The following is a 26,028-nucleotide window of genomic DNA, read 5'->3' as shown; positions in this document are numbered from 1 at the left end:
GGTGGGGGCAGAGGACGGGGACCCCTCCGAAAGCTTTTCGAAGAATTCCCGGAATCTGTGACGCCACAAGCTAGGAATGCGGGGCCCTCCGGTCAAGGCATGTTGCCGAACTGGCCTCAAACAGTGGGTTATTGGCGCTCCGGAAGCTTTCGGGTATGGTCCGGAAATTTCTTCTGCGGGATCTATTGACGATGCACCGCCAATGCCTCAATCATCCGTGTCTGCAACTCCGATCACTGTTCGAGACTGCGAACCACGACCCGCACGTTCCGTGATTTCCCCCCTTGGAGGCACAGCCATGGGCTCGTACGCCCTCTCCAGACCCGCTGTCCGTCGAAGGCTCCGCAGCCTGCTGTTAGCGCTGTTCGTCGGCGTTCTCGGCGTGGCCGCCGGACTCGTCTCGCCGCCGGGCGCGCACGCCGCCGAGAGCACGCTCGGCGCCGCGGCCGCGCAGAGCGGCCGCTACTTCGGCACCGCCATCGCCTCCGGCAAGCTGGGCGAATCGGCGTACACGTCGATCGCGAACCGCGAGTTCAACATGGTCACGCCCGAGAACGAGATGAAGCCCGACGCCACCGAACCGCAGCGGAGCCAGTTCAACTTCACCGCCGGCGACCGCGTCTACAACTGGGCGGTGCAGAACGGCAAGAAGGTGCGCGGACACACCCTCGCCTGGCACTCCCAGCAGCCCGGCTGGATGCAGAGCCTCAGCGGCAGCGACCTGCGCCAGGCGATGATCAACCACATCAACGGCGTGATGGGCCACTACAAGGGCAAGATCGCCCAGTGGGACGTCGTGAACGAGGCCTTCGCGGACGGCAGTTCGGGCGCCCGGCGCGACTCCAACCTCCAGCGCACCGGCAACGACTGGATCGAGGTCGCCTTCCGCACCGCGCGCGCCGCCGACCCGGCCGCCAAGCTCTGCTACAACGACTACAACGTCGAGAACTGGACGTGGGCCAAGACCCAGGCCATGTACAACATGGTCAAGGACTTCAAGCAGCGCGGCGTACCCATCGACTGCGTCGGCTTCCAGGCGCACTTCAACAGCGGCAGCCCGTACAACAGCAACTTCCGCACCACGTTGCAGAACTTCGCCGCGCTCGGCGTCGACGTCGCCGTCACCGAACTCGACATCCAGGGCGCTTCGGCCTCGACGTACGCCAGTGTCACCAACGACTGCCTGGCCGTGTCGCGCTGCCTCGGCATCACCGTCTGGGGTGTGCGCGACACCGACTCCTGGCGCTCGAGCGACACACCGCTGCTGTTCAACGGTGACGGCAGCAAGAAGGCCGCCTACACCTCCGTCCTCAACGCGCTCAACGGCGGCTCGTCCACGACTCCTCCCGCGGACGCCGGGCAGATCAAGGGCGTCGCCTCGGGCCGCTGCCTGGACGTACCGGGCTCCAGCACCACCGACGGCACCCAGGTTCAGCTCTGGGACTGTTCGGGCGGCACCAATCAGCAGTGGTCCCTCACGTCCGCCGGTGAACTCAAGGTCTACGGCAACAAGTGCCTGGACGCCGGTGGCACCGGCAACGGCGCCAAGGTCCAGATCTACAGCTGCTGGGGCGCCGACAACCAGAAGTGGCGCCTGAACTCCGACGGTTCCATCGTCGGCGTCCAGTCCGGCCTCTGCCTCGACGCCGCCGCGAGCGGTACCGCCAACGGCACGCAGATCCAGCTCTACTCATGTTCGGGTGGCAGCAACCAGCGCTGGACCCGCACCTGATGACCCGGAGGGGGTGCCGCCACCGCGGCGCCCCCGTCCGGCCGGTTCACGCGCTTCCGGCCCATTCGACGACGGTGTCGGCGAACTCCTGAGGCACCTGCTCCGGCGCCGCGACGTGACCGGCGGACAGCACCCTGGTCGGGCAGCCGAGCGCCGCCGCGAACTTCGCCAACGACGGCCGGGAGAACGAGTCATCGGGCGCGCACACCGCGAGCGTGCGCGCGGTGATCTTCGACAGGCGGGGTTCCATGGCGTAGCCGCGCACCGCCGCGTGGCCCTCCTCGACACGGTCGAGCACGGTCAGCGCGTCGATGACGTACCGGCCGAGTGCCGCCTCCTCGCCCGGCTGATAGAAGCGGCGTCGCTTGTCCCACAGCTCACGCAGGTGCGCGCCGTCGGGCGCGGGGTCGACGTGGTCGACGGTGCCGTGGCCGCTGCCCCGCTTCTCGTCGTCGACGAACGAGGTGCCCGACAGCAGGAGACTGGCCACCCGGTCCTGGAAGCGGGCCGCCACCTCGACGGCGACCACCCCGCCGGTGTGGTGCCCGACCAGGTGGAAGCGGTCCAACCCGAGCGCCTCGATCAAGTCGCCCGCGGCGTCCGCGAACCGCTCGATGGTGTGCGGCTCGGCGGGCTTCGCGGAGGCTCCGTAGCCCAGGGTGTCCATCGCGATCGCCCGGTACCGGGTCCCGACCAGGGGGAGCACGTCGAGGTACTCGGTCCAGGAGCGGGGTGTCTGGTGGAGCAGCAGCACGGGCTCGCCGTCGCCGCACTCCACGTAGTGCAACTGGCCGAAGCGGCTGGGAGCGTAGCCCTTCCGCAGCGTGGTCGTGTCCGTGTACGTCGTGTCCGTCATGGGTGACTCGCCTTCGTCACAGGGCCGGCGGCATCGAGGCGCCGACGGGTTCGATGAGGTCGGTGAGCGGGTCACCGGGCGTTCACCAGTGGTGTGTCGATGCCCACCGGGCCGAGCGGCGTCGCGCCGCCGGGGGAGCCGAGCGCGCTGTCGCGGCCCGGGAGGATCTCCACGAAGAAGGCCTTGTTGTCCTCGCGGAAGTCCGGGTCGGCCTTGCGGTCGACGGTGATCGCCTGCTCAGGGCAGGCGACCTCGCAGGCCCCGCAGTCGATGCACTCCATGGGGTTGATGTAGAGCTTGCGTTCGCCCTCGTAGATGCAGTCGACCGGGCACTCCTCCATGCAGGACCGGTCCATGATGTCGACGCAGGACGAGCCGATGACGTACGCCATGGTGTGTTCAGTGCTCCTTCTCGGTGGAGTGGCCGGGGAACAGGGCCGCTTCCGGGTCGATGACGGTGGCCGCGTTGTTGACGGCGGTGGCGGCCTCGCCGAAGCCGACCGAGATCAGACGGACCTTGCCGGGGTAGTCGGTGATGTCGCCCGCCGCGAACACCCGGGGCAGGTTGGTCGCCATGTGGGTGTCGACGGTGATCTTCCGGGCGTTGAGGTCCAGGCCCCAGTCCTTGAGCGGGCCGAGGTCGGCGAGGAAGCCGAGCGCGGCGACGACGGTTCCGGCCGGGACGAGACGGGTCTCCTTGGTGGTGCGGTGCCTGATCTCGGCCTGCTCCACGCGGTCGGCGCCGATGAGCCGGCCGACCTCGCTGTCGGTGACGATGTCGACGCCGAGGTCGCGGACCTTCTCCACGGACGCCGCGTGGGCGCGGAAGCGGGCGGTGCGGTGCACGAGGGTGACCGAGCGGGCGATCGGGGCGAGCAGCGCCGCCCAGTCGAAGGCGCTGTCACCGCCGCCGACGACCAGCACGTCCCGGTCCGCGTGCACGGGCGGGTCCGGCACGAAGTACTCGAGCCCGCGCCCGAGGAACTCCTCACCGGCGGGCAGCGGGCGGGGCGTGAACGTCCCCACGCCGCCCGTGACGACGACCGCCTTGGCGTGCACCGTCGCCCCCTGGTCGCTGCGGACGACCGGCAGCCCGTCGGCGTCGTGCGTCAGCTCGGCGGCCCGATGGCCCAAGAGATAGTGCGGGGAGTACGGCTCGGCCTGCGCGACGAGACCGTCCACCAGGTCGCGGCCGCGCACGGACAGGAAACCGGCGATGTCGAAGATCGGCTTCTCGGGGTACATCGCGCTGATCTGCCCGCCGAGCTGCGGAAGGACGTCCATCACGGTGACGCTCAGGCCGCGGAACCCGGCGTAGTACGCGCCGTACAGGCCCGCGGGTCCTGCGCCGATGATCAGGACGTCGGTGGTCAGGACGCCGGTGTCGTCGGTGAGTTGGCTCATGGCGTGAGCGTAGGAACGAGGGGGTGGTTCCCCCTACGGAGTCGTTCCGGTGAGCAGGACGGTCCCGGCGGACAGGTCCCACGGCACGGCGATGGGGCCCGCCGTCCGGCGGGCCCCATCGCGTGCGTACGAGGCGGCGCGGCTATGCGAGTGACCGGCCGATGCCCAGCGCGGCGGTCCGCAGCGCCGTCGCGTACCCCGCCGCGTCCATCCGGTAGGTGGGCGCCGTGATGGACATCGCGCCCACCAGGGTGGTGCCTCCGGCGAACACCGGAACGGCCAGGCTCGCGTAGCCGAGTCTGATCTCCTCGGACTCCAGGACGATGCCCTCCTCCCGGATCCGGTCGAGCTGGGCGCGCAGGCGGCCCGGCGAGATCACCGTGTGCCGGGTGATCGGCCTGAGGCCGCCCCGGACCACGTCGACGAAGAGCGAAGGCGGCGAGTACGCGAGGATCGCCTTGCCGGTGCCCGTGCAGTACAGCGGCAGTCGGCCCGCCACCCGGGACTCGGCGTTCAGCCCGCGATGCGGGAAGATCTTGTCCAGGTAGACGACGTCCAGGCTGTCGGGGATGGCGAAATGGATGGTCTCCCGCGTGATCAGGAGGAGATCCTCCATGTACGGCTGCACGGCCTCGCGCAGGATGCGCTGCCGGTGCACCCGCTGCCCCAGCTCGAACAGCCGCAGACCGAGCCGGTAGTCGCAGCCCTCGCGCTCCAACAGCCCCCAGGTGACCAGCTCCTGGGCCAGCCGGTGCACCGTGGCCTTGGCCGCGCCCGACCGGCGCACCAGTTCGGCCAGCGAGAGCGCGGCGTCGTCGGAGGTGAAGGCCTCCAGGATCGGACGGACCTTCCCCAGAACGGAGTTCATCGGGTCCGCGTCGTCCGGCCCTGCCGCCGGCCCCGGCTCGGTGCGACGTGCCGAGAGCACGAACCCGGCAGCCCCCGTGACGCCCGGGCGGTGATCGGCCGTCGGTGCCCCGGCCGCCCCGCTCATGCCGACTGCCCCGCGTCCGCGGCCGCCGGGTCGATGACCGCGACCCCCATCCCGGTGAGCCACTCGGGCATCGGCTCGTACGCCAGACGCCGGGCGGGCGCATGGTCGAGGGCGGCGGCCATCAGCAGCCACGTCCGCAGCTCCTGGGCGCCGTTGCCCGCGGCCTTCTCCAGCTCCTCCGTCGTGTACGCGGTGAGGCGGTGTGCCTCGCCGCGTTCGAGCAGGGCCAGGAACTCGTTGTCGAACTCCGGCGTGAGGGAGGCCTCGGCGGCCCGGATGATCTCGCGGCGGCGCTTGTCGTAGTCCTGCCAGTTGTCGCGCCCGTTCAGCCAGGCGCCGACCATGAACTCCTCGTCGTCGCCGTGCGGTTCGCGCCAGTCCGGCCAGGGCAGCCGGTGCGAGAGCCCGCCCGATCCGACCACCGCGACGCGCCGGTCGCCGGGGAAGGCGAGCACGGCCTCGCGGATGGCGCGCCCCAGCTCCTGACATCGCTCCAGCGTCGGCAGCGGCTGCGCGAAGACGTTCACCACCAGCGGCACGATCTCCACGCCGAGCCCGTCGAGCAGGTACTGGATGGCGTGCGACTGCCCGTGGTCGATCTGGAGCCTGGCGGAGAACGCCGGGTCGAACCGTCCGCTCTCCACCAGCGAGTCGGCGATGTGCTGAGCGAGCGGCACATCAACAGGCTGCGGACCCTTGGGAGTTCCGGACTCGCCGCTCGCGATGCATTCCCCGACGCCAAGGGTGAAGGGCGGGATGAGGTCGAGCCAGAACCCGCGGAAGTGGTTCGAGCCGATCAGGACGACGGTGTCGGGCCGGGTCCTGGCCAGCTCCGCGCGGGCCGCACCGAGCGCGTCGCGGAAGCGTTCGGCGCGGTCCTTGTGGAGGGTCTCCTCCCAGTGCGTGTTCATCAGCGTGCTGTGGGAGGCCCCTATGCCGAGCACGATCTCGCTCATGCCGTTGCTCCTTCCGGCTCCAGGGCGGCCTCGCAGTCCGCGCGGGAGCGGGTGACGGTGTCGACCGCCGTACGGATCAGATGGCGGGTCAGCTTCTGCATCTCCTGTACGGAGACGGTGTTCATGCCGCGGGTGAAGTCGATGTCGAACGGTGCCTCGGTGACCTTGGGCATGCCGACACGGACCGTCGGGATGCCCCGCCCGCGCAGGATGTTCGCGTCGGTGGCGCCGCTGTTGCCGGTCACGACCTCATGGGGGCGGCCCTCCAGGGCCTCCCATCCGGCGACCGCGCTGCGGAACACCCAGCTCTCCCGGCTCGTGGACGTCCCGGGAATCGCCAGGATCATCTCCACGGTCGCGTCGAGCCCCGGCATCGAGCGCCGCAACTCATCCACAGCGGCGGTGAATTCACGCTTCGCCCGCATCGGCGTCGTCTCCGGCCCGATCCGCAGATCCACGCGCAGGGTGCAGACCGCCGGGGTGGCGGCGGCGAGCCGGGGCCAGCCGCCGCGCACCGACGACACGACCCCTTGCGGCGCGACCGTGCCGCCGGTGTGCCGCTTCGCGTACTCGGTGAACCACTGCTCCAGGTGCCGTACGACGTCGCCGGCGCGGCTGATCGCGTTGTCGTACGGGAGGCGGTGGCGCGAGCCCACGTAGGTGTGGGTGCCGTGCACCGTCACCTCGAACCACACCAGGCCGACCTCGTCCCACGACACGGTCCACCCCGGCTTGGCGATGACCGCGTAGTCGGTCCACACGCCCTGCTCGAGCAGGAACGAACAGCCCACGCCCTGACCGGTGTTGAACCGGTCGCTGCCGGGCCGGGCGTTCGTCGGCATGCCGCCCGCACCGAACGCGGCCACCAGATCCCCGGTGAGCGGGACCCCGGCGAGCGCGATCGCCTCGGCGGCCATCATCACGCAGGCCGCGTGGCCCTTGGGGTTGGAGGCGCCGAGACCGGTCACCAGGTCGTCGTAGACCGTCGCCTCGGGACGCATGTCCTCCCGCAGCTTCGGACCGGCCCACGGAACGTCCTCGCTCTCCTCGCCCACGGTGAACGTGTCGATGGGCGCGTACAGCATCAGGTCGGGCCCGGTACCGTCGCCCTCGAGGCGGGCCCAGGCGTTGGCCTGCCGCGCGTCGATCGGCTGACAGGCGGCGCGCAGGCCGGTCGATGCGAGCGTCCCCGCGATGTGTTCCGCCAGCGGACGCTCGTCACCGGTCGGGCTGGGGACACCGACCAGGCCCACGATCAGCTCGCGCAGTCGTTCCTCGGTGACGTGCTTCCACGCCTCCGACACCCAGCCGCGACGCTGTGCGTCGAGTCCGGAGAGTCCGTCGGGGTCGTTGCCCGAGCTCACTGGTTGACCCGGTGGACCTGGGTCATGGTCTTCTCCGCGAACAGCTGCTTGGCGCGGGGCAGTGCCACCGCGACCGCGACGCCGAGCAGGATCTTGAACAGGGTGCGGGCCATGATCAGGCCTCCTTTTCCGTGGTGTCCGCGGCGGGGTCGACGCCTGTGGCGGCGAGCTTCTTGGCGTACTGCTCCTCGCTGAGGTTGCGCCAGGCGGTCAGTGACACGTCGGGGCGGTAGAGCTTCTCCGGCGGCGCGTCGGTGATGTCGACCATCCAGGCGTCCTGGCCGGAGAACTGGCCGTGGAACAGCCAGCGGATGGCGCCGAGGTACTTGCCGTAGAAGCGGAGGGTGTCCCAGCCCCGCTTGAAGTTGACCATCACGCCGACGTACATGTGGTTGTCGGCGTCGATGGGCACGTAGAACTCGTAGTGCATGAAGTTGGGGTAGGCGATCCGCAGCATGCCCGGCATCGAAAGCGACGCGAAGCCGGGGAAGTTCTGGGACTCGATCACCGGGTCGACCTTGTCGGTCGCGCCGGTGTTGCCGAGGTTGAACGTCCCCTCCGGAGGCTGCTTCATCCACCACCGCTTGTTGGTCCAGCGACCCACGCCCGGGAAGTCGGCATCCCAGTAGACCTCGTCCTGGACGCGGTAGATCCAGCGGCCCTCCGGCACGATCCGGGTGATGTTCCACGTCGGCATCGGCTTGAGCAGCCGCCAAAGAGCCGTGCGGTGGAGGTACTTGGCGTGTCCTTCGTCGAAGCCGTTCTCGCAGGCGAAGCGCCAGTTGCCGCCGCGCTGATCGAAGCGGCCGCCCATCACGAAGGCGTTCGACACCAGCTCCTCGGGCAGCTGCTCGTCGATCGGGTGCGGCTCCTCGTCGGCGACCGGCATGTACACCCAGACCATGCCGAGCCGCTCCTCGACGGCGTACGTGCGCACGCCGAGCTTGCCCGTGAGGCGGCAGCCGGGGCCGTCGGTGATGACCGCGGACAGATTGCCGGTGGGCAGGTCGAAGGTCCAGCCGTGGTACGGGCAGGACACCGTGCCGGGGAACTGCTGGTTGCCCTCGGACAGCGGCACGCCGCGGTGCGGGCAGCGGTTGTGCAGCGCGTACACCTTGCCGTTGTCGCGGATCAGCGTGATCTTCTCGCCGCACAGCGTGAAAGGCTTGGGGTCGCCGGTGATGTGGCTGGCCCAGGTGACCGGGTACCAGTAGCCGCGGAAACCGGACGCCGCCGCGTCGTAGTGGGGCCAGGACGACCAGTCCTGCCGGCCGATCTTGTCGTCGGACGCGCGGCGCGCCTTGGCGGGCTGCTTCTCGGCGGCTTTCTTCACGGCGGGGGATCGTTCGCTCGTCGTCATCTCGTCGTGGCCTCCTGCTCAAGTGGGTGTGCGGCACGAGCATCCGACGGAGTGCGGCCCCCGCCTATGAACCTGTTCCGGTGAACGGACCGGGCTTGCGCGGACCGGTCAGCGAACCGGCGGCCTTGAGCGGACGGGAGCGGGTGGACAGCATCCGCTCATGAACCGCATGACGATTCCCGGCCTCGTCGACGCGGCGGCCGCGCACCACGGCGAGCGGACCTTCCTCACCGTCGACGGGACCCGGCGCACCTACGCGCAGACACGCGACGCCGCCGCCACCATGGCCGGCGCGCTCGCGGCCCGCGGCTGCCGACCGGGCGACCGTGTCGCCGCGCTGCTCCCCAACCGCGTCGAACTGGTCGACCTGGTCCTCGGCTGCGCCTGGCTCGGCGCGGTCGTGGTCCCGCTGAACACCGCACTGCACGGGCGGCTGCTCCGGCACGCGCTGGACGAGTCGAAGCCCCAATTCCTGTACGTCGACGAGGAATTCGCCGAGCGGGTGGAGGCGGTGGAGTACGCGGGCGACGCATGGGTTGCCGGTTCGCCGCGGGCGCCCGTCCCCGGCGTCGACGAGGCGCTCGCCCCGCACCCGTCCCGGCCGGGGGACACGGCCGCCGTCCTGTTCACCTCCGGCACCACGGGCCCCTCCCGCGGCGTGCGCTGCCCGCACGCCCAGTTCGCCTGGTGGGGCCGGAACGTGGCCGACTCGCTGCGCTTGACCGCCGACGACACCCTCTACACGTGCCTCCCGCTGTTCCACACCAACGCCCTCAACACACTGGCGCAGGCGATGACCGTGGGCGCCTCCATCGTGGTGGACCGCAAGTTCTCCGCCTCGCGGCACTGGCGGCGGGCCGCCGAGACCGGAGCCACGTGCGTGTACGTGCTCGGCGCCATGGTGCCGATGCTGCTCGCGCAACCGCCCGGACCCGGTGACCGTGCGCACCGGGCGTGGCGCGGGCTCGGCCCGGGGACGCCCGGCGGGCTGTGGGAGACCTTCCGCGAACGCTTCGGTGTGACGCTCGTCGACGGGTTCGGTTCCACGGAGACCAACCTGGTCATCGGCTCCGTACCGGAGGACTGTCGCCCCGGGCACATGGGCACGGTGCGCGACGGCTTCGAGGCGCGGGTCGTCGACACGGACCTCGCCGACGTGCCGGACGGAACCCCCGGTGAACTCGTGGTCCGCACCGCCCGGGAACACGCCTTCGCCACCGGGTACTTGGGGGAGGCGGCGCTTGACCCCGGCTCGTGGCGCCGCACCGGGGACCGCGTGGTGCGCGAACCCGACGGCTGGTTCCGCTTCGTCGACCGCGTCAAGGACTGCATCCGGCGCCGCGGCGAGAACATCTCCTCGTACGAGGTCGAGAGCGCCCTGCGTACTCATCCCGGCATCGAGGAGGCCGCCGCGTTCCCGGTGCCGTCCGAACTCGCCGAGGACGAGGTGATGGTGGCTGTGGTGCCGCGCGCCGGGAGCGGTCTTGAGCCGGCGGAGGTCGCGCGGCACTGCGCGGCGGAGCTGCCGGGGTTCGCGGTGCCGCGATACGTGGATGTGGTGGGGGAGTTGCCGCTCACCGAGACGGGGAAGGTGCGCAAGTCCGTGCTGCGGTCGCGCGGGGTCACGAAGGAGACGTGGGACCGATTCGGCTAGGGAGCCGGGGCGTTGGCACCGCCTGCGGCGGGCCGCACGCTGCTGGGCGCGCAGTTCCCCGCGCCCCTGGGGCATGCGGCTTCGCCGCTGCCATCAGGGACGCGGGGTGGGTGCGTCAGGCCGGCAGGAGGACCGCCCGACCCCGGACCCGTCCGCCCCGCAGCGCCTCCAGCGCCCTCGCGGCCTCCGCAAGAGCGAACTCCTGCACGGCCAGGGTCAGTTCACCCTCGGCGAGTCGCCGGACCAGGTCGCCGGAGACCTCCCGGGCCCGGCGTTCCTGGCGGATCATGTTCACCGGCAGCAGCGCCACCTCGTCGAGCAGCCAGCTCGGCAGGTCCAGCTCGACGCGGGGGCCCGCCACGTACCCGATGACGACCGCGCGTCCGCCCTGCCGCACCCACCGGCTGCGGCCGACAAGGCCTTCGCCGCCGAGCGTGTCGACGAGCAGCGACGCCGAACGGTCCCGGGCGAGGTCCGCCGCGCTCTCCAGTGTCACGGCCTCCACGCCCTTCGGCACGTCGGCCAGCTGGTCCTCCCGGCCGACCACACCGGTCACCCGGGCGCCCGCGGCCAGCGCCTGCTGGGCCACCATCGCGCCGACCGCGCCCGCCGCGCCCACCACGACGACGTTCTCGTCCTGACCGATCCGGGCGACGTCGTGCAGAGCCACGTACGCGGTCGTGGCCGGGACGAAGAAGCTCGCCGCCACGGCCGGGTCGAGCGGGGCCGCGAGCGGGGTGACGGCCTTGCGCTTCACGCTGACCCGCTCGGTCCAGGTGCCGTCGCGCAGGAGGCCGAGGCCGCCGCCGCGCAGCACGACCTGGGTGCCCGGCGCGAGACCGGATTCGGCGTCCGCCTCCAGGACCGTGCCCGCGCCCTCGACCCCTCCGACGTAGGGGAGTTGGGGCTTGAGCTCGAAGCCGCCGGACGCGACGGTGGCATCGAGGTGCGAGACACCGCCCGCCGTCACCTGGACGAGAACCTCGCCCGGCGCACGGACGGGCTCGGGCACCTCGTCCAGGACCGGAGCGGCGCCCCAGTCGTGGAAGCGGACCGCCCGCATCAGCCGGCCGCCTTGCCGATGAATTCGAGGCTGAGGGCGTTGAAGCGCTCGGCCTGCTCGTGCTGCGGCCAGTGCCCGCAGTCGTCGAACAGCTCCAGGCGGGAGCCGGGGATGCCCTCGTGCAGCGCCTTCGCCTCCGGCACGTCGCCGAACGGGTTCTTGCGGCCCCACACCACCAGGGTCGGCCGGGTGATCCGGGCCTGCTGCTCGGGGGTCAGCAGGTTGCGCTTGCGGCGATCCATCTGCTGGAGGGACAGCAGGTTGTCGACGCCCGCGACGAACTCCGGCGTGTGGTAGATCGCGTGCCGGACCTCGACGAGTTCCTCGGTGGCGGAGGCGTCGTCGGCCATCAGCAGCCGCATCCGCTTGCGGGTGAGTTCGATGTCGTCGGAGGTGACGGCCTTCTTGGTGCTGGTGCGGATGCGGTCCATCACCTCGGGGTTGGCCACCGTGCCCCCGGAGCACAGGAGTTGGAGGCTGCGCACCCGCTCCGGGTGCTCGACGGCGGCGCGGGCGCCGACCCAGCCGCCGAGGGACTCGCCGACGATGTGTGCGCTGTCGACACCGACGGCGTCCAGGTAGTCGAGCAGATGGGCCACGTAGTCGGCGATCTCGTACGGCCTGTCGGGCTTGCCGGTGTAGCCGTGGCCGAGCATGTCGATGGCGTGCAGGTCGTAGGCGGCGTGCGCGGTGATGTTGCGCGCGAAGGCCTCCAGGTGGCCGCTGGTGCCGTGCAGGAAGACGACGGCCTGGGCGTTCGGGTCACCGGCGCGCAGGGCGCGGGTGGGGACACCGGCGGCGTCGACGTACTCGACGCGGAAAGGGGTGGGGCTGATCTCCGTCCAGATGGACATGGGGCGCACTCCGTAAGGCAGTTGGGAGAGGGGGGCGAGGGCTTGGCTCAAGGAGCCTCAGCTCAGGGAGTCTCAGCTCAAGGAGTCTCAGCTCAGGGAGTTGAGGAAGCCGCTGACCACCGAGTGGTACGCCTCGGGGCGCTCCTCCTCGAGGTGGTGGGAGGTGTGGTCCATCACGTGGAGGTTCCCGTTCGGCACCATGCGGGCCAGCATCAGCGGGTAGTCCGGGGTGAGGAACGCGTCCTGCATGCCCCACATGAACAGCGTGGGAGCCTGGATCTTCCCCAGTTCCTCGGTGAGGTCCTGCCAGTCGCCGCGCGGCGAGTCGGACATGGCCGCAAGGGCGCGCTCCTCCTCGTCGAGGCTCTGCTCGTAGCGCAGCGTCAGCGTCTCCTCGGGGAGCTTCGCGCCGTCGTACCACTCCAGCTTCGTGATGAGGTCCCGCATCTTCTCGCGGGTCGGGCCCTCGCCGCCGTAGTAGACGTCGCGGGCCGTGCGACCGCGGTGACCGTTCTCCGGGAGCGGGGCGAGCGGCCCGTAGAAGACGGGCATGCTGCCGGTGATCACGAGGGACCGGACGCGCTCCGGGTACTTCGCGGCGAGGTTGAGGGCGATGGTGCCGCCCCACGAGCTGCACACGAAGTCCGCGCGGTCGACACCGAGCGTGTCGAGGAGGCCGACGGTCTTCGCCGCGTGGTGGTCCCACATCGGACCCTCGATGGGGGACTTCTCCGACTTGCCGTACTGCTGGATGTCGACGAGCAGACAGCGCCGGTCGGCCGCGAACAGGTCCGCGACGGGCCCGAAGTCGCTCCATGCGGTGCAGCCGGGTCCGCCACCGTGCAGGAAGACGGTGTCGGGCCCCGAGCCGAGGTCGTGGTAGTGGTAGCGGATGCCCGCGCCGTCCGCGTAGTGGCTCTCCGGTGCTGGTGACATGCGAGTCCTTCCGTCCTTCTGTACGACTGCGGGGGGGGATACGGTGTCGAGCCCATCACCGCGCGGGGCGCGGGCCCAGCGTCGCGGTCCGTTCAGCGAACCGCTCCCGCTGGGTGACGTGGACGACCGTTCACTGCGCGGTGTAGCCGCCGTCCGCGTGCAGCAGCGCGCCCGTGGTGAAGGACGAGCCGGCGGCGAGCAGCGGGAGCACCGCGTGCGCGATGTCCTCGGGCCTGCCCCAGCGGCCGAGCGGCACCTTGGCGGTGAAGGCGGCCTGCGCGGCGGCGTCGGTCGTGGCGTCACTCTCGTTCATCGGGGTGCGAACGGGGCCGGGCGCGACGCAGTTGACGGTGACGCCGGTCCCTGCGACCTCCAGGGCCGCCGACCTGGTGAGCGCGGCGACCGCGCCCTTGGTGGCGGCGTAGCCACCCCGTTCGGGGGCGCCCGTCGAGCCGAGCACGGAGCCGATCGTGACGATGCGGCCGTGACCGGCGTCGAGCATGCCGGGCAGGACGGCGCGGATCGCCAGCCAGGTTCCGATGACGTTGGTGTCGAGGGCGGCGCGGAAGTCGTCGGGTGTCAGGTCGAGCACCGAGCCGCGGGCCAGCTGCCCGGCGGCCGTCACCAGGCCGGTGACGGGGCCCCAGAGTTCGGCGGCCCGGCTCACGACCGAGGCCAGCGCGTCGGGGTCGGTGGTGTCCGCGACCCGCGCCAGCCGGCGTTCGCCCGCGATGCTTTCGAGCTGCTTCGCCGCGGTGCGGCAGCGGTCCTCGGAACGCCCGGTGACCACCACGGGGCGCCCGGAACGGGCCACCGCCTCCGCGACGGCAAGGCCGATCCCGCTCGTGCCGCCCGTGACGAGCACGGGCCCGTTCTGGAATGTCTCTTCAGTGCGCTGTGGAGAACTCATCCGCCGAGGATGCGGAACATACGGGAGGACGCCAACGCGGGCGGTCCGGTCACCGGAACCGGATCACCCGCGTCGGCGCGGCCTCAGTGTCCGATGAACACCGGAGCCCGCTTGTCGATGAACGCCTGAAGCCCCTCCGCCGCGTCGGCCGTCCCGATCAGGTCGGCGACGCCCTTCTCCTCGCGTTCCAGGGCCTGTTCGACGGGCAGCCCGTATCCCTCGTCGACGACCCGCTTCAGCAGAGCGATGGTGGCCGTCGGCTGCGCCGCGAGGCGGCGGGCCCGCTCGGCGACCGTCGCATCGAACTCGTCCTGTTCCACCACGACGTCGACGAGTCCGAGCTCCAGGGCGCGCCGCGGTGTCAGCCCTTCTCCCTCGATCATCAGGCGCTTCGCCAGGTGGGGTCCTACGAGCCGGGGGAGTCGCTGACTGCCACCGGCCCCCGGGAACAGCCCGAGCCGCATCTCCGGGAACCCGAACGTGGCCTCCTCCGAGAGGATCCGCAGGTCGCAGGCGAGCGCCAACTCCGCGCCGCCGCCCAGCGCGTGGCCGTTCATCGCCGCGACGACCGGCTTGGGGGCCTGCTCGATCACTCGCTGCACGTGGATCCAGCGACGCATCTTCGCCTGGTTCTCGGCGGACAGGTCCCGCATGACGGCGATGTCGGCGCCGGCGACGAAGAACCGGCCGGTGCCGGTGATGACGACGCAGCGCACCTCCGGATCGGCGGCCAGCGGCGACAGAGTCGCGAGGAACTCCTCGATCATCGCCGGATCCACGGCGTTCACCTTGGGACGGTCCACGCGGACCGTGGCCACGGCGCCGTCGCGCGTCACGTGCAGTACGGAGGGCTGCTCGTGGCTCGTGGTGGTCGTCTCGCTCATTCCGTCACTCCCTCGATGGTCAGTGCCGCCAGCTGTTCATCGCTCAGGTCGAGCAGCTCTCGCAGCACCTCGTGCGTGTGCTGCCCGAGGAGCGGTGCGGGCCGGTCGAGTCCGCCGGGCGTCGCGGCCAGCCGCGCGACGATGCCCTCGTGCGGGACCGGCCCGGCCAGGGGGTGGTCCAGTACGGGATAGAAGCCGCGGGCGGCGAGCTGGTCGTCGGCCTCGACCAGGTCCTGTCCGGTCGCCACGACCGCCGCCGGCACACCCTCGGCCTGGAGCAGCTCGGCCAGCTTGTGGCCGTCCTGCCCGCGCGTCCAGGCGGCGAGGGCGGCATCGATCTCGTCCTCGTGCGCCCGCCGTGCCGCCAAGTCGCCTTCGGTGCAGGGGAGTTCGGCGAGACGCGTCAGGGCGTGCCACTGCGCCTCGTCCGTCACCGACACCGCCACCCACCGGTCGTTCCCGGCCGCCGGGTACACACCGTGGGGCACGGCGTGCGGTGACCGGTTCGGATGCTCCGCCGTCCGGGGATCGGGCGCGCCGGCGCCGAGGACGGGCTCCAGGGCCGCCGGGCCCATCGTGGCGGCCATCGCCTCCAGTTGGGAGAGGTCCACGTGCCCGCCGCGTCCCCGGGCCAGCAGATCGAGGGTGGCGAGCACCGCGGAGTTGGCCGCGATCATGTCGCCGAGCCCGAAGGTCAGACCCTGTGGCGGGCCGTCCGGATCACGTGTCTCGTAGGACAGGCCGGACATCGCGGCGAGCGTGTCGGCGAACGTCACGGCCTTGCGCCAGGGCCCGGTCTGTCCCACCCCCGCCATCGACACCAGGACGACGTCGGGGTTCAGCTCGCGCAGCGACGCGTAGTCCATGCCCCACCGGGCCAGCACGCCCGGGCTGAAGTTCTCCACGACGACGTCGCAGTGCGGTACCAGCTCGCGCACCAGCCGTTGGCCCTCCTCGGTCCGCAGATTGAGGGCGACGCTGCGCTTGTTGCGGTTGAAGTTGAGGAAGTAGCCGCTGTCGTCGGGGTCGGAGCCCGGCCTCAGATGCATCGAGGGCGCGAAGCGCGTGGGGTCCTGACGGTGCCGGGACTCGACCTTGACGATGTCCGCGCCGTGCTCCCCGAACTGCTTGGTCACGTACGGTCCTGCGAGTACCCAGGTCAGATCGAGGACCCGAACGCCCTCCATGGCCCGGGACGTGGGCCGTTCCCGCTGTCGGCGCGCCGGGGCGGGGTGGCGCCACGGTGAATCGCCCTCCGCCTCGTGCAGCGTGGGCAGGGTGACCGGCCGGGGGAGCGCCGCCCACGGAAAGCCGACGTCCTCGACGCCTTCGTCCGGCAGTCCTTCGCCCGTGACGGTGACCAGGGACTGGCGGTCGCGCAGCTGCGGATGGGTGGTCAGCCGCTCGGGCGGCACGACCTCGGCCCACGGCAGGGCGCGCCGCCGCGCCTCCGCGGCGATGTCGGCGGCGGGCTGCCCCTTCGCGAACCGCCGCACCAGCTCGTCGACATGGGGGCGTCCGCGCCACCGGAACGCGGCGTCCTGCCAGCGCTCGTCGAGCAGGTCACCTGCCTCGCCCCGCTCGGCCATCCACGCCAGCAGATCCGTCCACATCCGGGGGCTGCCGGAGTAGCCCCCGGCCACATACCCGTCCGCCGCCTCGAAGATCCGGTGCGCGACGTGCTCGTACACCCCTCCGTTGCGCACGGGGAAACGTCCCGCGTGGATCCAGGCGACGGCGGCGGTCTCCAGCGTGGCGGCGACGGCCTCCTGCGCGGAAATGTCGACGAGCTGGGGAGTTCCCGACACGACGGCGAGCAGCGCGCCGATCGCCGCATGGGCCCCGGCGGTCTGCAACGCCTGCTCGCGTGGTGGGGGCTTGGGCTGCCCGTCGGGGCGCCCGCCGAGCCACGTCATGCCGCCCGCGGACGCCAGGACCAGATCGTCGCCGACCCAGTCGCGGCGCGGCCCGGTCAGACCGAACGGCGTCACCACCACGTGCACCGCGTGCGGCCAGCGGGACGAGCCGTCCTCGCGCAGGCCGCGCACCCGTGCCACGGGTCCGCTCTCCAGCACGACATCGGCCCCCGCCGCGAGTGCGTCGAGCTCCGCCGCGTCGCGCACGGCGGTCCACCGTTTGCCCGCGTGCCAGTGGGCCCGGGCAGCCGGGCCGAGGCCCGCGCCCGGTTCGATCCGGACGACGTCGGCGCCGATCCCGACGAGCAACCGGGCGCCCTGGTGGGCGAGTTCGTCGGTCAGATCGAGCACGCGCAGCGCTGTGGGGTCAGGGTCTGTTCGCACCACGGCTCCTCCCTTGACGTGACCGCAGCCTTTGCGGACTGCCACGATCACCGTGGCCGGGGAGGAGGACCATCGCGATGTTCTGTTGACCGGACCACAGGAGCGGCGGGGGTGGTCAGCCCACCGCGTGGCTCGTGTCGTACGACGCCTTCTGCGCCACACCGCGTTCGATGCGCTCGGCGGTGGCCCGCAACGCGGCGAGGTGGCGATCCACCGACACCTGCGCGACCGGCGCGGTGACCGAGAGCGCGGCGTGTACGGCGCCGCCCGCGACCACCGGCACGGCGAGGCTGGCGTCCCCGATCCTGACCCCTTCGAGCTCCAGCACGTACCTCTGACGGGCCGCCGCGGACAGGCGCCGCCTCAGCACCTCGGGGTCCGTCACGGAGCGCGGCGTCATGGTGGGAAGGCCGCCGCGGGTGAGGGCCGCCACCTGCTGCGGACCGTCCGGGGCCAGGGCGAGCAGCAGCTGACCTGTCGCGGTGCAGGAGGCGGGCAGCCGGCCGCCGACGTAGGAGTGGGTGAGCACATTGGCCTCACCCGCGATCTTCTCCAGGAACAGGACGTGGGTGCCGTCGAGGACCGAGAGGTGCACGGCGGCGCGGGTGCGGGTGAACAGGTCCGCCATCAGCGGACGGGCGACGGTGCGCAGCACCGCGGACGCGGGCACCCGCTCCCCCAGGTGAAAGAGCCGGATGCCCAGCTCGTACCGCTCGTCGTGCCGGTCGAGGAGGCCCCACTGCACCAGTTCCTGGGCGAGCCGGTACGCCGACGCCTTGGGCACCCCCGACCGGCGGCTCAGCTCGCTCAGCCGGAGCCGGTCCGCACCCGACTCGAACGCGGCGAGCAGCAGCTGAGCCTTCCCCAGGACGGAATTCGGCAGCAGGACCTCTTCGTCGGCATACGAGCCCATCGGCGCCCCTCACTTCTTCGCACGGCGGTACAGCCATTTGAAGTGCATCAACGCCATGTTGCCTAGAGGGTCGGGCCTGTGAACATCACGCAACGGGAGCGCCGGCCCCTTCCTCGGCCGGGTCCACGTCCCGCCCGCCCGGTCCCGCGGCGCCCCGGTCCTTCGGCACGTGTGCGAAGAAGACCAGGGCCACCAGAGAGACGACGGCCATCCCCATGGTGAGCAGCGCGATCGGCAGGAAGTGTCCCGTGGCGGCCAGCAGCGCCGCGGCCACGACCGGCGACAGGCCGCCGGCGATCGCCGTCGACAGCTCGTGGCCGAGCGCCATCCCGGAGTAACGGGTACTGGTGCTGAACAGCTCGGAGAAGTACGAGGGCTGGACCCCGATCATCGCGGCCATGGCGATGTGCCCGACGATGAACGCCACATACACCCCGACGGCCGACCCCGTGTCCATGAGCAGGAAGAAGGGCGCGGCCCACAGCAGCATGCCGATCGCCCCGCCGATGTAGACCGGCCGCCTGCCCACCTTGTCGGAGAGCCGACCGAAGACGACCATCATCGCCGAGTCCACCAGCATCGCGACGATCCCGGCCCACAGCAGCACGTTCGAGGAGATCCCCACGTACGCCCCGTACACGAGGGAGAAGGACATGAAGATGTAGCTGGCGCCGCTGTCGGCGAAGCGCAGCGCCATCGCGAACAGCACCTGGCGCGGATGGCGGCGCAGCACTTCCCGCAGGGGTGAGTGAGCCGGTGCCCCGGTCTTCGTGGAGTCGGCCTCGAAGCTGTCCGTCTCGCCGAGGTTGCGGCGGATGTAGATCCCCACCACGAAGATCACCACGCTGGCAAGGAACGGGAGTCGCCAGCCCCAGACGGCGAAGCCGTCCCCCGAGACCTGTTCGGCGAGCCACAGAGCCAGCGCCGACAGGACGAAGCCCAGCCCCATGCCGCAAGAGCTGAACGAGGCGAGAAATCCGCGGCGTTCGGCCGGAACGTTCTCGGTGATGACGAGCACGCCGCCGCCCCACTCGCCGCCGGCCGCCGCGCCCTGGAGAACCCGGAGCAGCACCAGGAGCAGCGGCGAGAGCAGACCGGCCGTGGAGTACGAGGGCAGCAGCCCCATGCAGAAGGTGGCGCCGCCCATCAGGGAGAGCGTCCCCATGAGAGCGGCCTTGCGCCCCCGCCGGTCACCGATGTGCCCGAAGACCAGGCCCCCGATGGGGCGGGCGGCGAACCCCACGGCGTGACCGGCAAGCGCGGCGATCGTGCCGAGCAGCGGATTCTCGCCGGAGGGGAAGAAGACCTGGCCGAGGACCAGTGCGGCGGCCGTGGTGTAGAGGAAGAAGTCGTACCACTCCATCATGTTGCCGGCGACGGACGCGATGACCACGCGTCGCGTCGTGGACGCGCCCTCGGTCGCGCTCTTGCGGGGCATACGGGCTCCTTGCCGTTCGACCTTGAGATCGCTGGAGCGTAGGGACGGCCCGGAGCCTCCTCAATCGGGTCGGTCCGCCAGATGGGACAGGGCGCCCGGCGGCAGCCCGACCGTACGGATCGGCAGCCCGACCGTACGGATCGACCGACACGCCGGGTGACCGAGTCCGCGGGCCGGCGGGCCCTCCCCGGCCCGGTCCGCTGAACGGACCGGGACGCAAGCCTCCGGCCTGCGGAGGCAGTAGTTTGCGCCAACTCACGGACCCGCACCTGATGACCTGCCGAGAAGTGTCCTACTCAGAGGTGACCATGCACACAGCGTCCCGTCCGGTCCATCGCATCACCGGCTCCGCCCTCCTCGTCGCGGCACTGCTCGCCGCGACCGGATGCGGCGCGGGCACCACCGATTCCGGAGCCCAATCGGGCTCCGGCGGCAAGGCGAGCGGCCCGCAGGTGCGGATCGCCGTCAGCGTCGACGGGGCGTACGCGCCGTTCTTCCTGGCCGACAAGGAAGGACTGTGGGCCAAGCACGGAGTGAACGTCGACCTCGTCCAGTTCGCCAAGGGCGGGGAAGGCGTCGACGCCCTGGGCGCCGGACAGGTCCAGATGGCGGGGAACTCCGACGCCACCACGATCGGTGTCCTCGGACAGCACCCGAACCTGCGCTCGCTCGCCGTCTACGAGGACTCGGGGAAGTTCCTCAAGGTCGTCCTCGGCCCCGGTGTGAAGTCCCCCGCGAAGATCAAGAAGATGGCGGTGGTCCCGGGCCTGTCCGAGCTCGCCGCCACCCGGTTCCTCGAATCGAAGGGCATCGACCCCAAGTCGGTGGAGTTCGTGACGAGCGACCCCGCGGAGATCCCGGCACTCACCAAGAAGGGCGACGTGGACGCCTACGTCCTGTGGGAGCCGTGGCCCGCCAAGGGGAAGGAACTCGGCTCGCGGATCGTGGAGACCACGGGCGACTACGGCTTCAGCTACCAGCACTGGCTGCTTTCGACCTCCACCTGGCTCAAGGGCCACAAGGACGTGGCGGGCAAGGTGGCCGAGACCCTCGCGGAAGCGGCCAAGAAGGTCGAGAAGGACCCGGAGGCCGCCGCACAGGCCACCAAGGAAGCGGCGAAGATCCCCACGGACCAGACCCTGACCGCGGTGAAGGAGATCGACTTCGGTGTCCGTGACTTCACCGCGAAGGACCTGAAGCGCTACGCCGACACGGCCCGGTTCTACGTCGACACCGGCAAGGTCAAGGCCCGCCCCGACGTGTCGGGCGCCGTCCAGCGGGGCTGGCTTCCCGACAACACGAAGGACTCCCGATGAACAAAGGGATCGAGAAGGACACGACGGCCGTGCCGGGGGAGGGGGCCGAGACGATGGACACCATGACGGCGCCCGCTGCCGGGGCGGAGCGCGCGGCGGGCCGCGGAGCGGCTCTGCGCGTCGAGCGCGCCGGGATCTCCTTCGGTGACTTCCAGGCCGTCCGGGACATCGACCTCGACATCCCGGCCGGCGAGTTCCTCTGTCTGCTCGGCCCGAGCGGCTGCGGCAAGTCCACGCTGTTGTCGGCGATGGCCGGCTTCCTCCCGGTCAGCGAGGGGTCGCTCACCGCCGACGGCGTACCCGTCAGCGGCCCCGACCCCGAACTCGGCATGGTGTTCCAGAGCAGCGAGGCCCTCTTCGACTGGCTGACGGTGCGGCAGAACGTCACCTTCGGGCCCCGCATGCGCGGCCGTTCGCGCGCCGAACAGGACCGGGCCGCCGAGGAGTTCCTCGGCCTGGTCGGCCTGCGTCACTGCGCGGACCGCTACCCGAACCAGCTCAGCGGCGGCATGCGCCAGCGCGTCCAGATCGCCCGGGTCCTGGCCAACGAGCCGGACGTCGTCCTCATGGACGAGCCCTTCGGCGCCCTCGACGCGCAGACCCGGCAGGTGCTCCAGGAGGAGACGGCCCGGATCTGGCGGGCGTCCGGCTGCACCGTCGTCTTCGTCACCCATGACATCGACGAGGCGATCCTGCTCGCCGACCGCATCGCCGTCATGACGGCGGGCCCCGCGGCCTCGATCAAGTCCCTGTACGAGGTCGACCTGCCGCGCCCCCGCGACGAGTCCGACCCCGCCGCCGTGCGCCTGCGCCACAAGCTGCGAGAGGACATCGGAGAAGAGGTCCGCAAGGCCATGCGCGACCAAGGACTCGACGACCAGCTCGACCGGGAGGCGAAAGGCGCATGACGATCACCACAACCGAGGCCCCGGCCCCGGCCCGCACACGCACCCGCCCGCGCCGCACCGGCGGGGCGCGGGGCCAGGGACTGCGCACCCTCGGCCTGTACGCCCTCGCCGTCCTCGTCGGCCTGGGGATCTGGCAGCTCGTCGCGATGAAGTACGGCCCCTCGCTGGTCGCCTCGCCCAGCCGGACCCTGTCGGCCGCGGGCGAGTTGGCCTCCGACGGCACCCTCACCAATTCGGTCATCGCCTCAAGCCGCCGCATCCTCATCGGCTGGGGCCTCGGCGTCGTCGTCGGCGCCCCGGTCGGCCTGCTGATCGGACAGATCAGAATCGTCCGCCAACTCCTCGATCCCTACATCGAGTTCTTCCGCTTCATCCCGCCCGTGGCCTTCGTGACCCTGGCGGTGGTGTGGCTGGGCATCGGCGAGTCGTCGAAGGTGGTCCTGATCTTCTACACGGCCGTCTTCATCGTCACGCTCAACACCAGCGCGGGCGTGATGGCCGTCAACGAGTCCAAGCTGCGGGCGGCGGCGAGCCTCGGCGCGAGCCGCCGCCAGATCCTGCAGCGGGTCGTGCTGCCGTCCACCGTCCCGTACATCCTCACGGGCGCCCGCCTCGCCATGGGCAACAGCTTCCTGACGATCGTCTCGGCCGAGATCGTCGCCTCCCAGGTGGGCCTCGGCTCCCTGATCTGGACTTCTCGCAATTACGGCCGCATCGACTGGGTCTTCGTCGGCATCATCACCCTCGGAATCCTGGGCCTCGTCTACGACCGGATCCTGCGCCTCATCGCGATGCGTGTACTGCACAAGTACGGAGCTAGGGTGTGAGTGTGGGGACAAGGCCGGCCAACGGGGACAAGAACGGAGAACGCAAGCACGTGAGCACTTCCGCAACGACATCGAGGGCCCTGCTCCTGGAGGAGTTCGGCACCCTGCCCCGCCTCACGGAGCGGGCCGTCCCCAAGCCCCGGCCGGGTCACACCCTGGTCCGGATGGCGGCGGCCACCGCCGCCCACCTGGACCTGAACATCCTCGACGGACAGTTCGGCATCCTGCCCGAGCTTCCCTTCATCCCCGGCACCCAGGGCAGCGGCTACGTCGTCGCCTCGGACACGCACCCCGAGGGTGCCCTGGTGCGACTGCGCGGCGAGGGGCTCGGCCTCAGCCGTGACGGCGCCTGGGCCGAGCACGCGCTCGTGCCGGACGCCGCCGCCGAGGTCATGCCCGAGGGCACCGACCCCGCCCTCGCCTGCATCTACTTCTCGCCTGTCGGCACCGCCTGGGCGACCGTCCACGCGATCGCCCAGGTCAAGCCGGGGGAGCGGGTCCTGGTGACCGGTGCGTCCGGCGCGGTCGGCGCCATGGCCGTGCAGCTCGCGGCCCGCGCGGGCGCCGAGGTGATCGGCGCGGTCGGCCGTCCGACGAAGCTGGAGCACGTTCCCGACGCCGCCAAGGCGCTGCTCGCCAAGGACCTCTCCGAGGAGGCGATCGGCGGCAAGGTCGACGTCCTCATCGACACGGTCGGCGGCCAGATCCTGCGCGACGCCCTCACCATGGTCCGCCCGCGCGGCCGGGCCGCACTCCTCGGCTACACGGCCGGCCGCGAGCTCAAACTGGACCTGGCGGACTTCTTCCTCGCCGACGTCACGCTCCTGCCGGTCAACATGATGACCCGCACCCCGGAGGTCGCCCCCGAGGTGCTGCGGCTGCTGCCGGACCTGTCCTCCGGCGCGCTGACGCTGCCGTACGAGAGTTACGGGATGGACGCCCTCGGCGAGGCGGTGGAGCGGCTGCGCTCGGGCTCGGCGGTGGGCAAGATCGTGATCGACCTGGGCGGCACCGCCGCCAACTGACCCGCCCCCTCCTTCCTACGAAGACACGAAGGGCCCCCTCCCGCCGGAGGGGGCCCTGCGCGTACGCCGGAGGGGAGGGTCAGGACTGGGGAACGCCCACCTGCGCGGCGAGCTTGTCCGGGCCGACGGGCAACCAGTCGTAGTCGATGGAGTTCCAGAACGCGCACTGGTGGCGCGCCTCGTACACCCCGGTCTTCAGCGCCCGGCTCTCACCGCCCGGCAGCAGGGACATGAACTTCCCCGCCCTGTACGAGGGCCAGTCGGCGATCCCCGGGGTGGCGGGGTTCCCGTGCTTCACGAACGAGCCCCAGTAACGCACCATCTCCCCGGACAGCTGCCGCTGCTCGTCAGTCAGCAGCTTCGAGGTCTCCGAGGGGAACAGGTACGACAGCTCGCTGGCGTGCGAGGCACCCGGGTCGAAGCCGGTCGAGGGCTGGCCGGTGGGCGGGTGCGGGTCGTCGAACTCGTAGAAGTACGTGCGCGGTTGACGCCGCGCGAGCCCGTCGGTGAGCTTCTGGTACTGGCAGCCCCCGAGCCCGAGGAAGACACTGCTGTCGCCCCACAGGGCACCGAAGGCGTACGCCCCGGTGTTGGAGTCGCCGTAGGCGCTGAACGGATAGCGCGCGAGGACGGCGTTGGCCTCGTCGCCGAACTCGATCCGGACCGCGCGCTCGTACTGTTCCTTGGTCGCGTTCGCGAACGGCAGCGCCCACGCGCGTACTTCGTTACGTGTCTGGCCGATGAGGAGGGGGACGTTCGCGGTACGGCCGGTGCGTGCGGCCTCCAGCGGCGCGACGGGCAGTTCGGGCGTCCCGGAGGTGGGCAGCGGGGTGGTCACGAGGTCGCCGGTGAAGTCCTTCGCCGCGGACTGCAGTTCACCGGCGGACTTGGAGCGCAGGCAGGACAGGTCGGCCGAATCGGGGTCGGCGGAGCAGCCGGTGGCCGTCGCGTACTTCTTTCCGCGGGCGACGGCCTGCTCGGGCGTGTAACTCGGGCAGCCGCCACTCTGGATGATCGCGCCGGAGAACAGGCCGCGTGCCGAGGGCGATGCCAACTGCGCGCACACGGAGTGGCCACCGGCCGACTCCCCGGCGATGGTCACCCGGCCCGCGTCCCCGCCGAACGCGCCGATGTTGCGCTGCGTCCAGCGCAGCGCCGCCTGCTGGTCGAGCAGGCCGTAGTTGCCCGCGCCCCGCTCGCTGAGTCCGGGCAGGTCGAGGAAGCCGAACGCGCCGAGCCGGTAGTTGATCGAGACGACCACGACGTTGTTGGCCTCGGCGATCTGAGAGCCGTCGTACGCGTCGCCGGAACCGGTGGAGAAGCCGCCGCCGTGGATCCAGAACATCACCGGCAACGGGCGGCCGGTCCGGTGGGCCGGCGTGTAGACGTTCAGGTACAGGCAGTCCTCGCTCATGCCCGGGCCGGAGTCGCCCGAGCCGTCACCGGGCTGCATGCAGCGGGGGCCGGGGGAGGTGGCCGACCGGGTGCCCGTCCAGGAAGCGGCGGGTGCCGGAGGCTGCCAGCGCTTGGCGCCGACGGGTGGGGCCGCGTAGGGGATGCCTTGGAAGCGGTCGACCTCGTCCGACGAGGCTCCCGCGACCGCACCCTTGTCGGTGGGCACCGTCATGGAGCGCGGGGCGGCAGACGCGGGCACAGCAGACAGGAGGGAAACGAGGAAGAGGAGGCTCGCCGTCCAGGCGAGTCTCCGTCGGGCAGTGGAACGCACTGAATCTCCCGAGAGGCCGGAGCGATGGGGGCGCCATGCTGCGGCTCGGGCGGCGGCCGCGCCACGTTCACGGTCCGCCCAGCGGACCCGCGGCGACGGGGGCCTCGTTCAGGACATGCGCAGGGCCGGATTGGTGCGGTCGGCTTCGTCGCGCGCGAGCAGTGCCAGCAGCGAGGCGACGTTCACGTCGGACTCGGCGGGGTGGCGCAGGATTCTGGACGGGTCGATCTCGTACACGTTGCTCCGGCCCTCGCGGACGTGGGAGAGATAGCCGGCCTCTTCGAGATCCGTGATGATCCGCTGCACCGCACGCTCGGTCAGGCGGCAGTGTGCGGCCAGGTCGCGGATGCGGACCTGTCGGTTGTCTGCGATGGCGGCCAGGACCCGGGCGTGGTTGGTCAAGAACGTCCACCCGGTGTGCGACGCGGTCTGCTCCTCCATGCCACCACTATAGGGCCTTCACCGCCAATCGAATCACGAATTTCTTTTCAGGTATTGGTTGACGTGATTTGAAGTTCGTACCAAGCTATGGGCCACTCGACAGGGCGACCGGACCGGGACGCGACACACGTAGGTGCGATTCCACATTCGTCAGCACAGTTGCAGAG

General features: G+C 71.1%; 23 protein-coding genes. 6 read left to right on the top strand and 17 right to left on the bottom strand.

The window, feature by feature from the left end:
• Positions 1-298: 298 nt before the first annotated feature.
• Complete coding sequence (locus tag ACNYS0_RS05530; RefSeq protein WP_422471529.1) at positions 299-1,732, top strand: endo-1,4-beta-xylanase; 1,434 nt, start codon at positions 299-301, stop codon at positions 1,730-1,732.
• Between the two features lie 46 nt (positions 1,733-1,778).
• On the opposite strand, the gene ACNYS0_RS05525 is transcribed toward ACNYS0_RS05530, so the two are convergent.
• The 7 genes from ACNYS0_RS05525 to ACNYS0_RS05495 form a co-directional block, all read right to left on the bottom strand.
• The gene (locus tag ACNYS0_RS05525; RefSeq protein WP_422471528.1) at positions 1,779-2,588 is read right to left on the bottom strand and encodes an alpha/beta fold hydrolase; all 810 of its coding nucleotides are present in this window, start codon (positions 2,586-2,588) and stop codon (positions 1,779-1,781) included.
• A 71-nt stretch (positions 2,589-2,659) separates the two neighbouring features.
• Positions 2,660-2,980: a ferredoxin gene (gene fdxA, locus ACNYS0_RS05520; RefSeq protein WP_422471527.1), complete on the bottom strand. Its 321-nt coding sequence runs from the start codon at positions 2,978-2,980 to the stop codon at positions 2,660-2,662.
• A 7-nt stretch (positions 2,981-2,987) separates the two neighbouring features.
• Positions 2,988-3,992 (bottom strand): NAD(P)/FAD-dependent oxidoreductase, encoded by a 1,005-nt coding sequence (locus tag ACNYS0_RS05515; protein WP_422471526.1) that lies wholly within the window; start codon positions 3,990-3,992, stop codon positions 2,988-2,990.
• A 142-nt stretch (positions 3,993-4,134) separates the two neighbouring features.
• Complete coding sequence (locus ACNYS0_RS05510; protein ID WP_422471525.1) at positions 4,135-4,860, bottom strand: IclR family transcriptional regulator; 726 nt, start codon at positions 4,858-4,860, stop codon at positions 4,135-4,137.
• Positions 4,861-4,982: 122 nt separating this feature from the next.
• Positions 4,983-5,942, bottom strand: a complete 960-nt coding sequence (locus ACNYS0_RS05505; RefSeq protein WP_422471524.1) for a DODA-type extradiol aromatic ring-opening family dioxygenase — start codon at positions 5,940-5,942, stop codon at positions 4,983-4,985.
• Positions 5,939-7,306: a M20 family metallopeptidase gene (locus ACNYS0_RS05500; RefSeq protein ID WP_422471523.1), complete on the bottom strand. Its 1,368-nt coding sequence runs from the start codon at positions 7,304-7,306 to the stop codon at positions 5,939-5,941. The genes ACNYS0_RS05505 and ACNYS0_RS05500 overlap by 4 nt, the downstream gene beginning before the upstream one ends.
• A gap of 115 nt (positions 7,307-7,421) precedes the next feature.
• On the bottom strand, positions 7,422-8,666 hold the full coding sequence (locus ACNYS0_RS05495) for an aromatic ring-hydroxylating oxygenase subunit alpha (protein ID WP_422471522.1): 1,245 nt from the start codon (positions 8,664-8,666) through the stop codon (positions 7,422-7,424).
• A gap of 160 nt (positions 8,667-8,826) precedes the next feature.
• On the opposite strand from ACNYS0_RS05495, the gene ACNYS0_RS05490 reads away from it, so the two are divergent.
• On the top strand, positions 8,827-10,320 hold the full coding sequence (locus ACNYS0_RS05490; protein WP_422471521.1) for an AMP-binding protein: 1,494 nt from the start codon (positions 8,827-8,829) through the stop codon (positions 10,318-10,320).
• A gap of 115 nt (positions 10,321-10,435) precedes the next feature.
• Here the strand turns inward: ACNYS0_RS05490 and ACNYS0_RS05485 are convergent, their stop codons facing one another.
• The 8 genes from ACNYS0_RS05485 to ACNYS0_RS05450 all read right to left on the bottom strand — a co-directional run bounded on the left by ACNYS0_RS05485 (position 10,436) and on the right by ACNYS0_RS05450 (position 19,618).
• On the bottom strand, positions 10,436-11,383 hold the full coding sequence (locus ACNYS0_RS05485) for an alcohol dehydrogenase catalytic domain-containing protein (RefSeq protein WP_422471520.1): 948 nt from the start codon (positions 11,381-11,383) through the stop codon (positions 10,436-10,438).
• Positions 11,383-12,237, bottom strand: coding sequence for an alpha/beta fold hydrolase (locus tag ACNYS0_RS05480; RefSeq protein ID WP_422471519.1), 855 nt, complete (start codon positions 12,235-12,237; stop codon positions 11,383-11,385). The genes ACNYS0_RS05485 and ACNYS0_RS05480 overlap by 1 nt, the downstream gene beginning before the upstream one ends.
• An 87-nt stretch (positions 12,238-12,324) precedes the next feature.
• Positions 12,325-13,173: an alpha/beta fold hydrolase gene (locus tag ACNYS0_RS05475; protein ID WP_422471518.1), complete on the bottom strand. Its 849-nt coding sequence runs from the start codon at positions 13,171-13,173 to the stop codon at positions 12,325-12,327.
• 130 nt (positions 13,174-13,303) lie between these two features.
• On the bottom strand, positions 13,304-14,083 hold the full coding sequence (locus tag ACNYS0_RS05470; RefSeq protein ID WP_422471517.1) for an SDR family NAD(P)-dependent oxidoreductase: 780 nt from the start codon (positions 14,081-14,083) through the stop codon (positions 13,304-13,306).
• A gap of 83 nt (positions 14,084-14,166) precedes the next feature.
• Positions 14,167-14,967, bottom strand: a complete 801-nt coding sequence (locus ACNYS0_RS05465) for an enoyl-CoA hydratase/isomerase family protein (protein ID WP_422471516.1) — start codon at positions 14,965-14,967, stop codon at positions 14,167-14,169.
• On the bottom strand, positions 14,964-17,267 hold the full coding sequence (locus tag ACNYS0_RS05460; RefSeq protein WP_422471515.1) for a CaiB/BaiF CoA-transferase family protein: 2,304 nt from the start codon (positions 17,265-17,267) through the stop codon (positions 14,964-14,966). Before ACNYS0_RS05460 ends, ACNYS0_RS05465 begins: the two co-directional genes overlap by 4 nt.
• Positions 17,268-17,382: 115 nt before the next feature.
• On the bottom strand, positions 17,383-18,180 hold the full coding sequence (locus ACNYS0_RS05455) for an IclR family transcriptional regulator (protein WP_422471514.1): 798 nt from the start codon (positions 18,178-18,180) through the stop codon (positions 17,383-17,385).
• A gap of 85 nt (positions 18,181-18,265) precedes the next feature.
• A complete protein-coding gene (locus ACNYS0_RS05450) occupies positions 18,266-19,618 on the bottom strand; it encodes an MFS transporter (protein WP_422471513.1) in 1,353 nt (450 codons plus the stop codon).
• 308 nt (positions 19,619-19,926) lie between these two features.
• On the opposite strand from ACNYS0_RS05450, the gene ACNYS0_RS05445 reads away from it, so the two are divergent.
• The 4 genes from ACNYS0_RS05445 to ACNYS0_RS05430 are packed head-to-tail and all read left to right on the top strand — an operon-like array spanning position 19,927 to position 23,694.
• The gene (locus ACNYS0_RS05445) at positions 19,927-20,934 is read left to right on the top strand and encodes an ABC transporter substrate-binding protein (protein WP_422471512.1); all 1,008 of its coding nucleotides are present in this window, start codon (positions 19,927-19,929) and stop codon (positions 20,932-20,934) included.
• A complete protein-coding gene (locus ACNYS0_RS05440; protein WP_422471511.1) occupies positions 20,931-21,842 on the top strand; it encodes an ABC transporter ATP-binding protein in 912 nt (303 codons plus the stop codon). The genes ACNYS0_RS05445 and ACNYS0_RS05440 overlap by 4 nt, the downstream gene beginning before the upstream one ends.
• Positions 21,839-22,669 carry an ABC transporter permease gene (locus ACNYS0_RS05435; RefSeq protein WP_422471510.1) on the top strand — a complete coding sequence of 277 codons (831 nt, stop codon included), beginning with the start codon at positions 21,839-21,841 and terminating at the stop codon, positions 22,667-22,669. The genes ACNYS0_RS05440 and ACNYS0_RS05435 overlap by 4 nt, the downstream gene beginning before the upstream one ends.
• 50 nt (positions 22,670-22,719) lie before the next feature.
• The gene (locus ACNYS0_RS05430) at positions 22,720-23,694 is read left to right on the top strand and encodes a quinone oxidoreductase family protein (protein ID WP_422471509.1); all 975 of its coding nucleotides are present in this window, start codon (positions 22,720-22,722) and stop codon (positions 23,692-23,694) included.
• A 79-nt stretch (positions 23,695-23,773) separates the two neighbouring features.
• Here ACNYS0_RS05430 and ACNYS0_RS05425 read toward each other — a convergent pair whose 3' ends face one another.
• Both ACNYS0_RS05425 and ACNYS0_RS05420 read right to left on the bottom strand, forming a co-directional pair.
• Positions 23,774-25,348, bottom strand: coding sequence for a carboxylesterase/lipase family protein (locus tag ACNYS0_RS05425; RefSeq protein WP_422471508.1), 1,575 nt, complete (start codon positions 25,346-25,348; stop codon positions 23,774-23,776).
• Between the two features lie 180 nt (positions 25,349-25,528).
• Positions 25,529-25,861: a helix-turn-helix transcriptional regulator gene (locus ACNYS0_RS05420; RefSeq protein ID WP_422413618.1), complete on the bottom strand. Its 333-nt coding sequence runs from the start codon at positions 25,859-25,861 to the stop codon at positions 25,529-25,531.
• Positions 25,862-26,028: the final 167 nt, after the last annotated feature.

Source organism: Streptomyces anthophorae, from assembly GCF_049310305.1.
Taxonomy (GTDB): domain Bacteria; phylum Actinomycetota; class Actinomycetes; order Streptomycetales; family Streptomycetaceae; genus Streptomyces.
The sequence above is the reverse complement of the archived record's forward strand: the minus strand, read 5'-3'. Positions and strand labels throughout refer to the sequence as shown.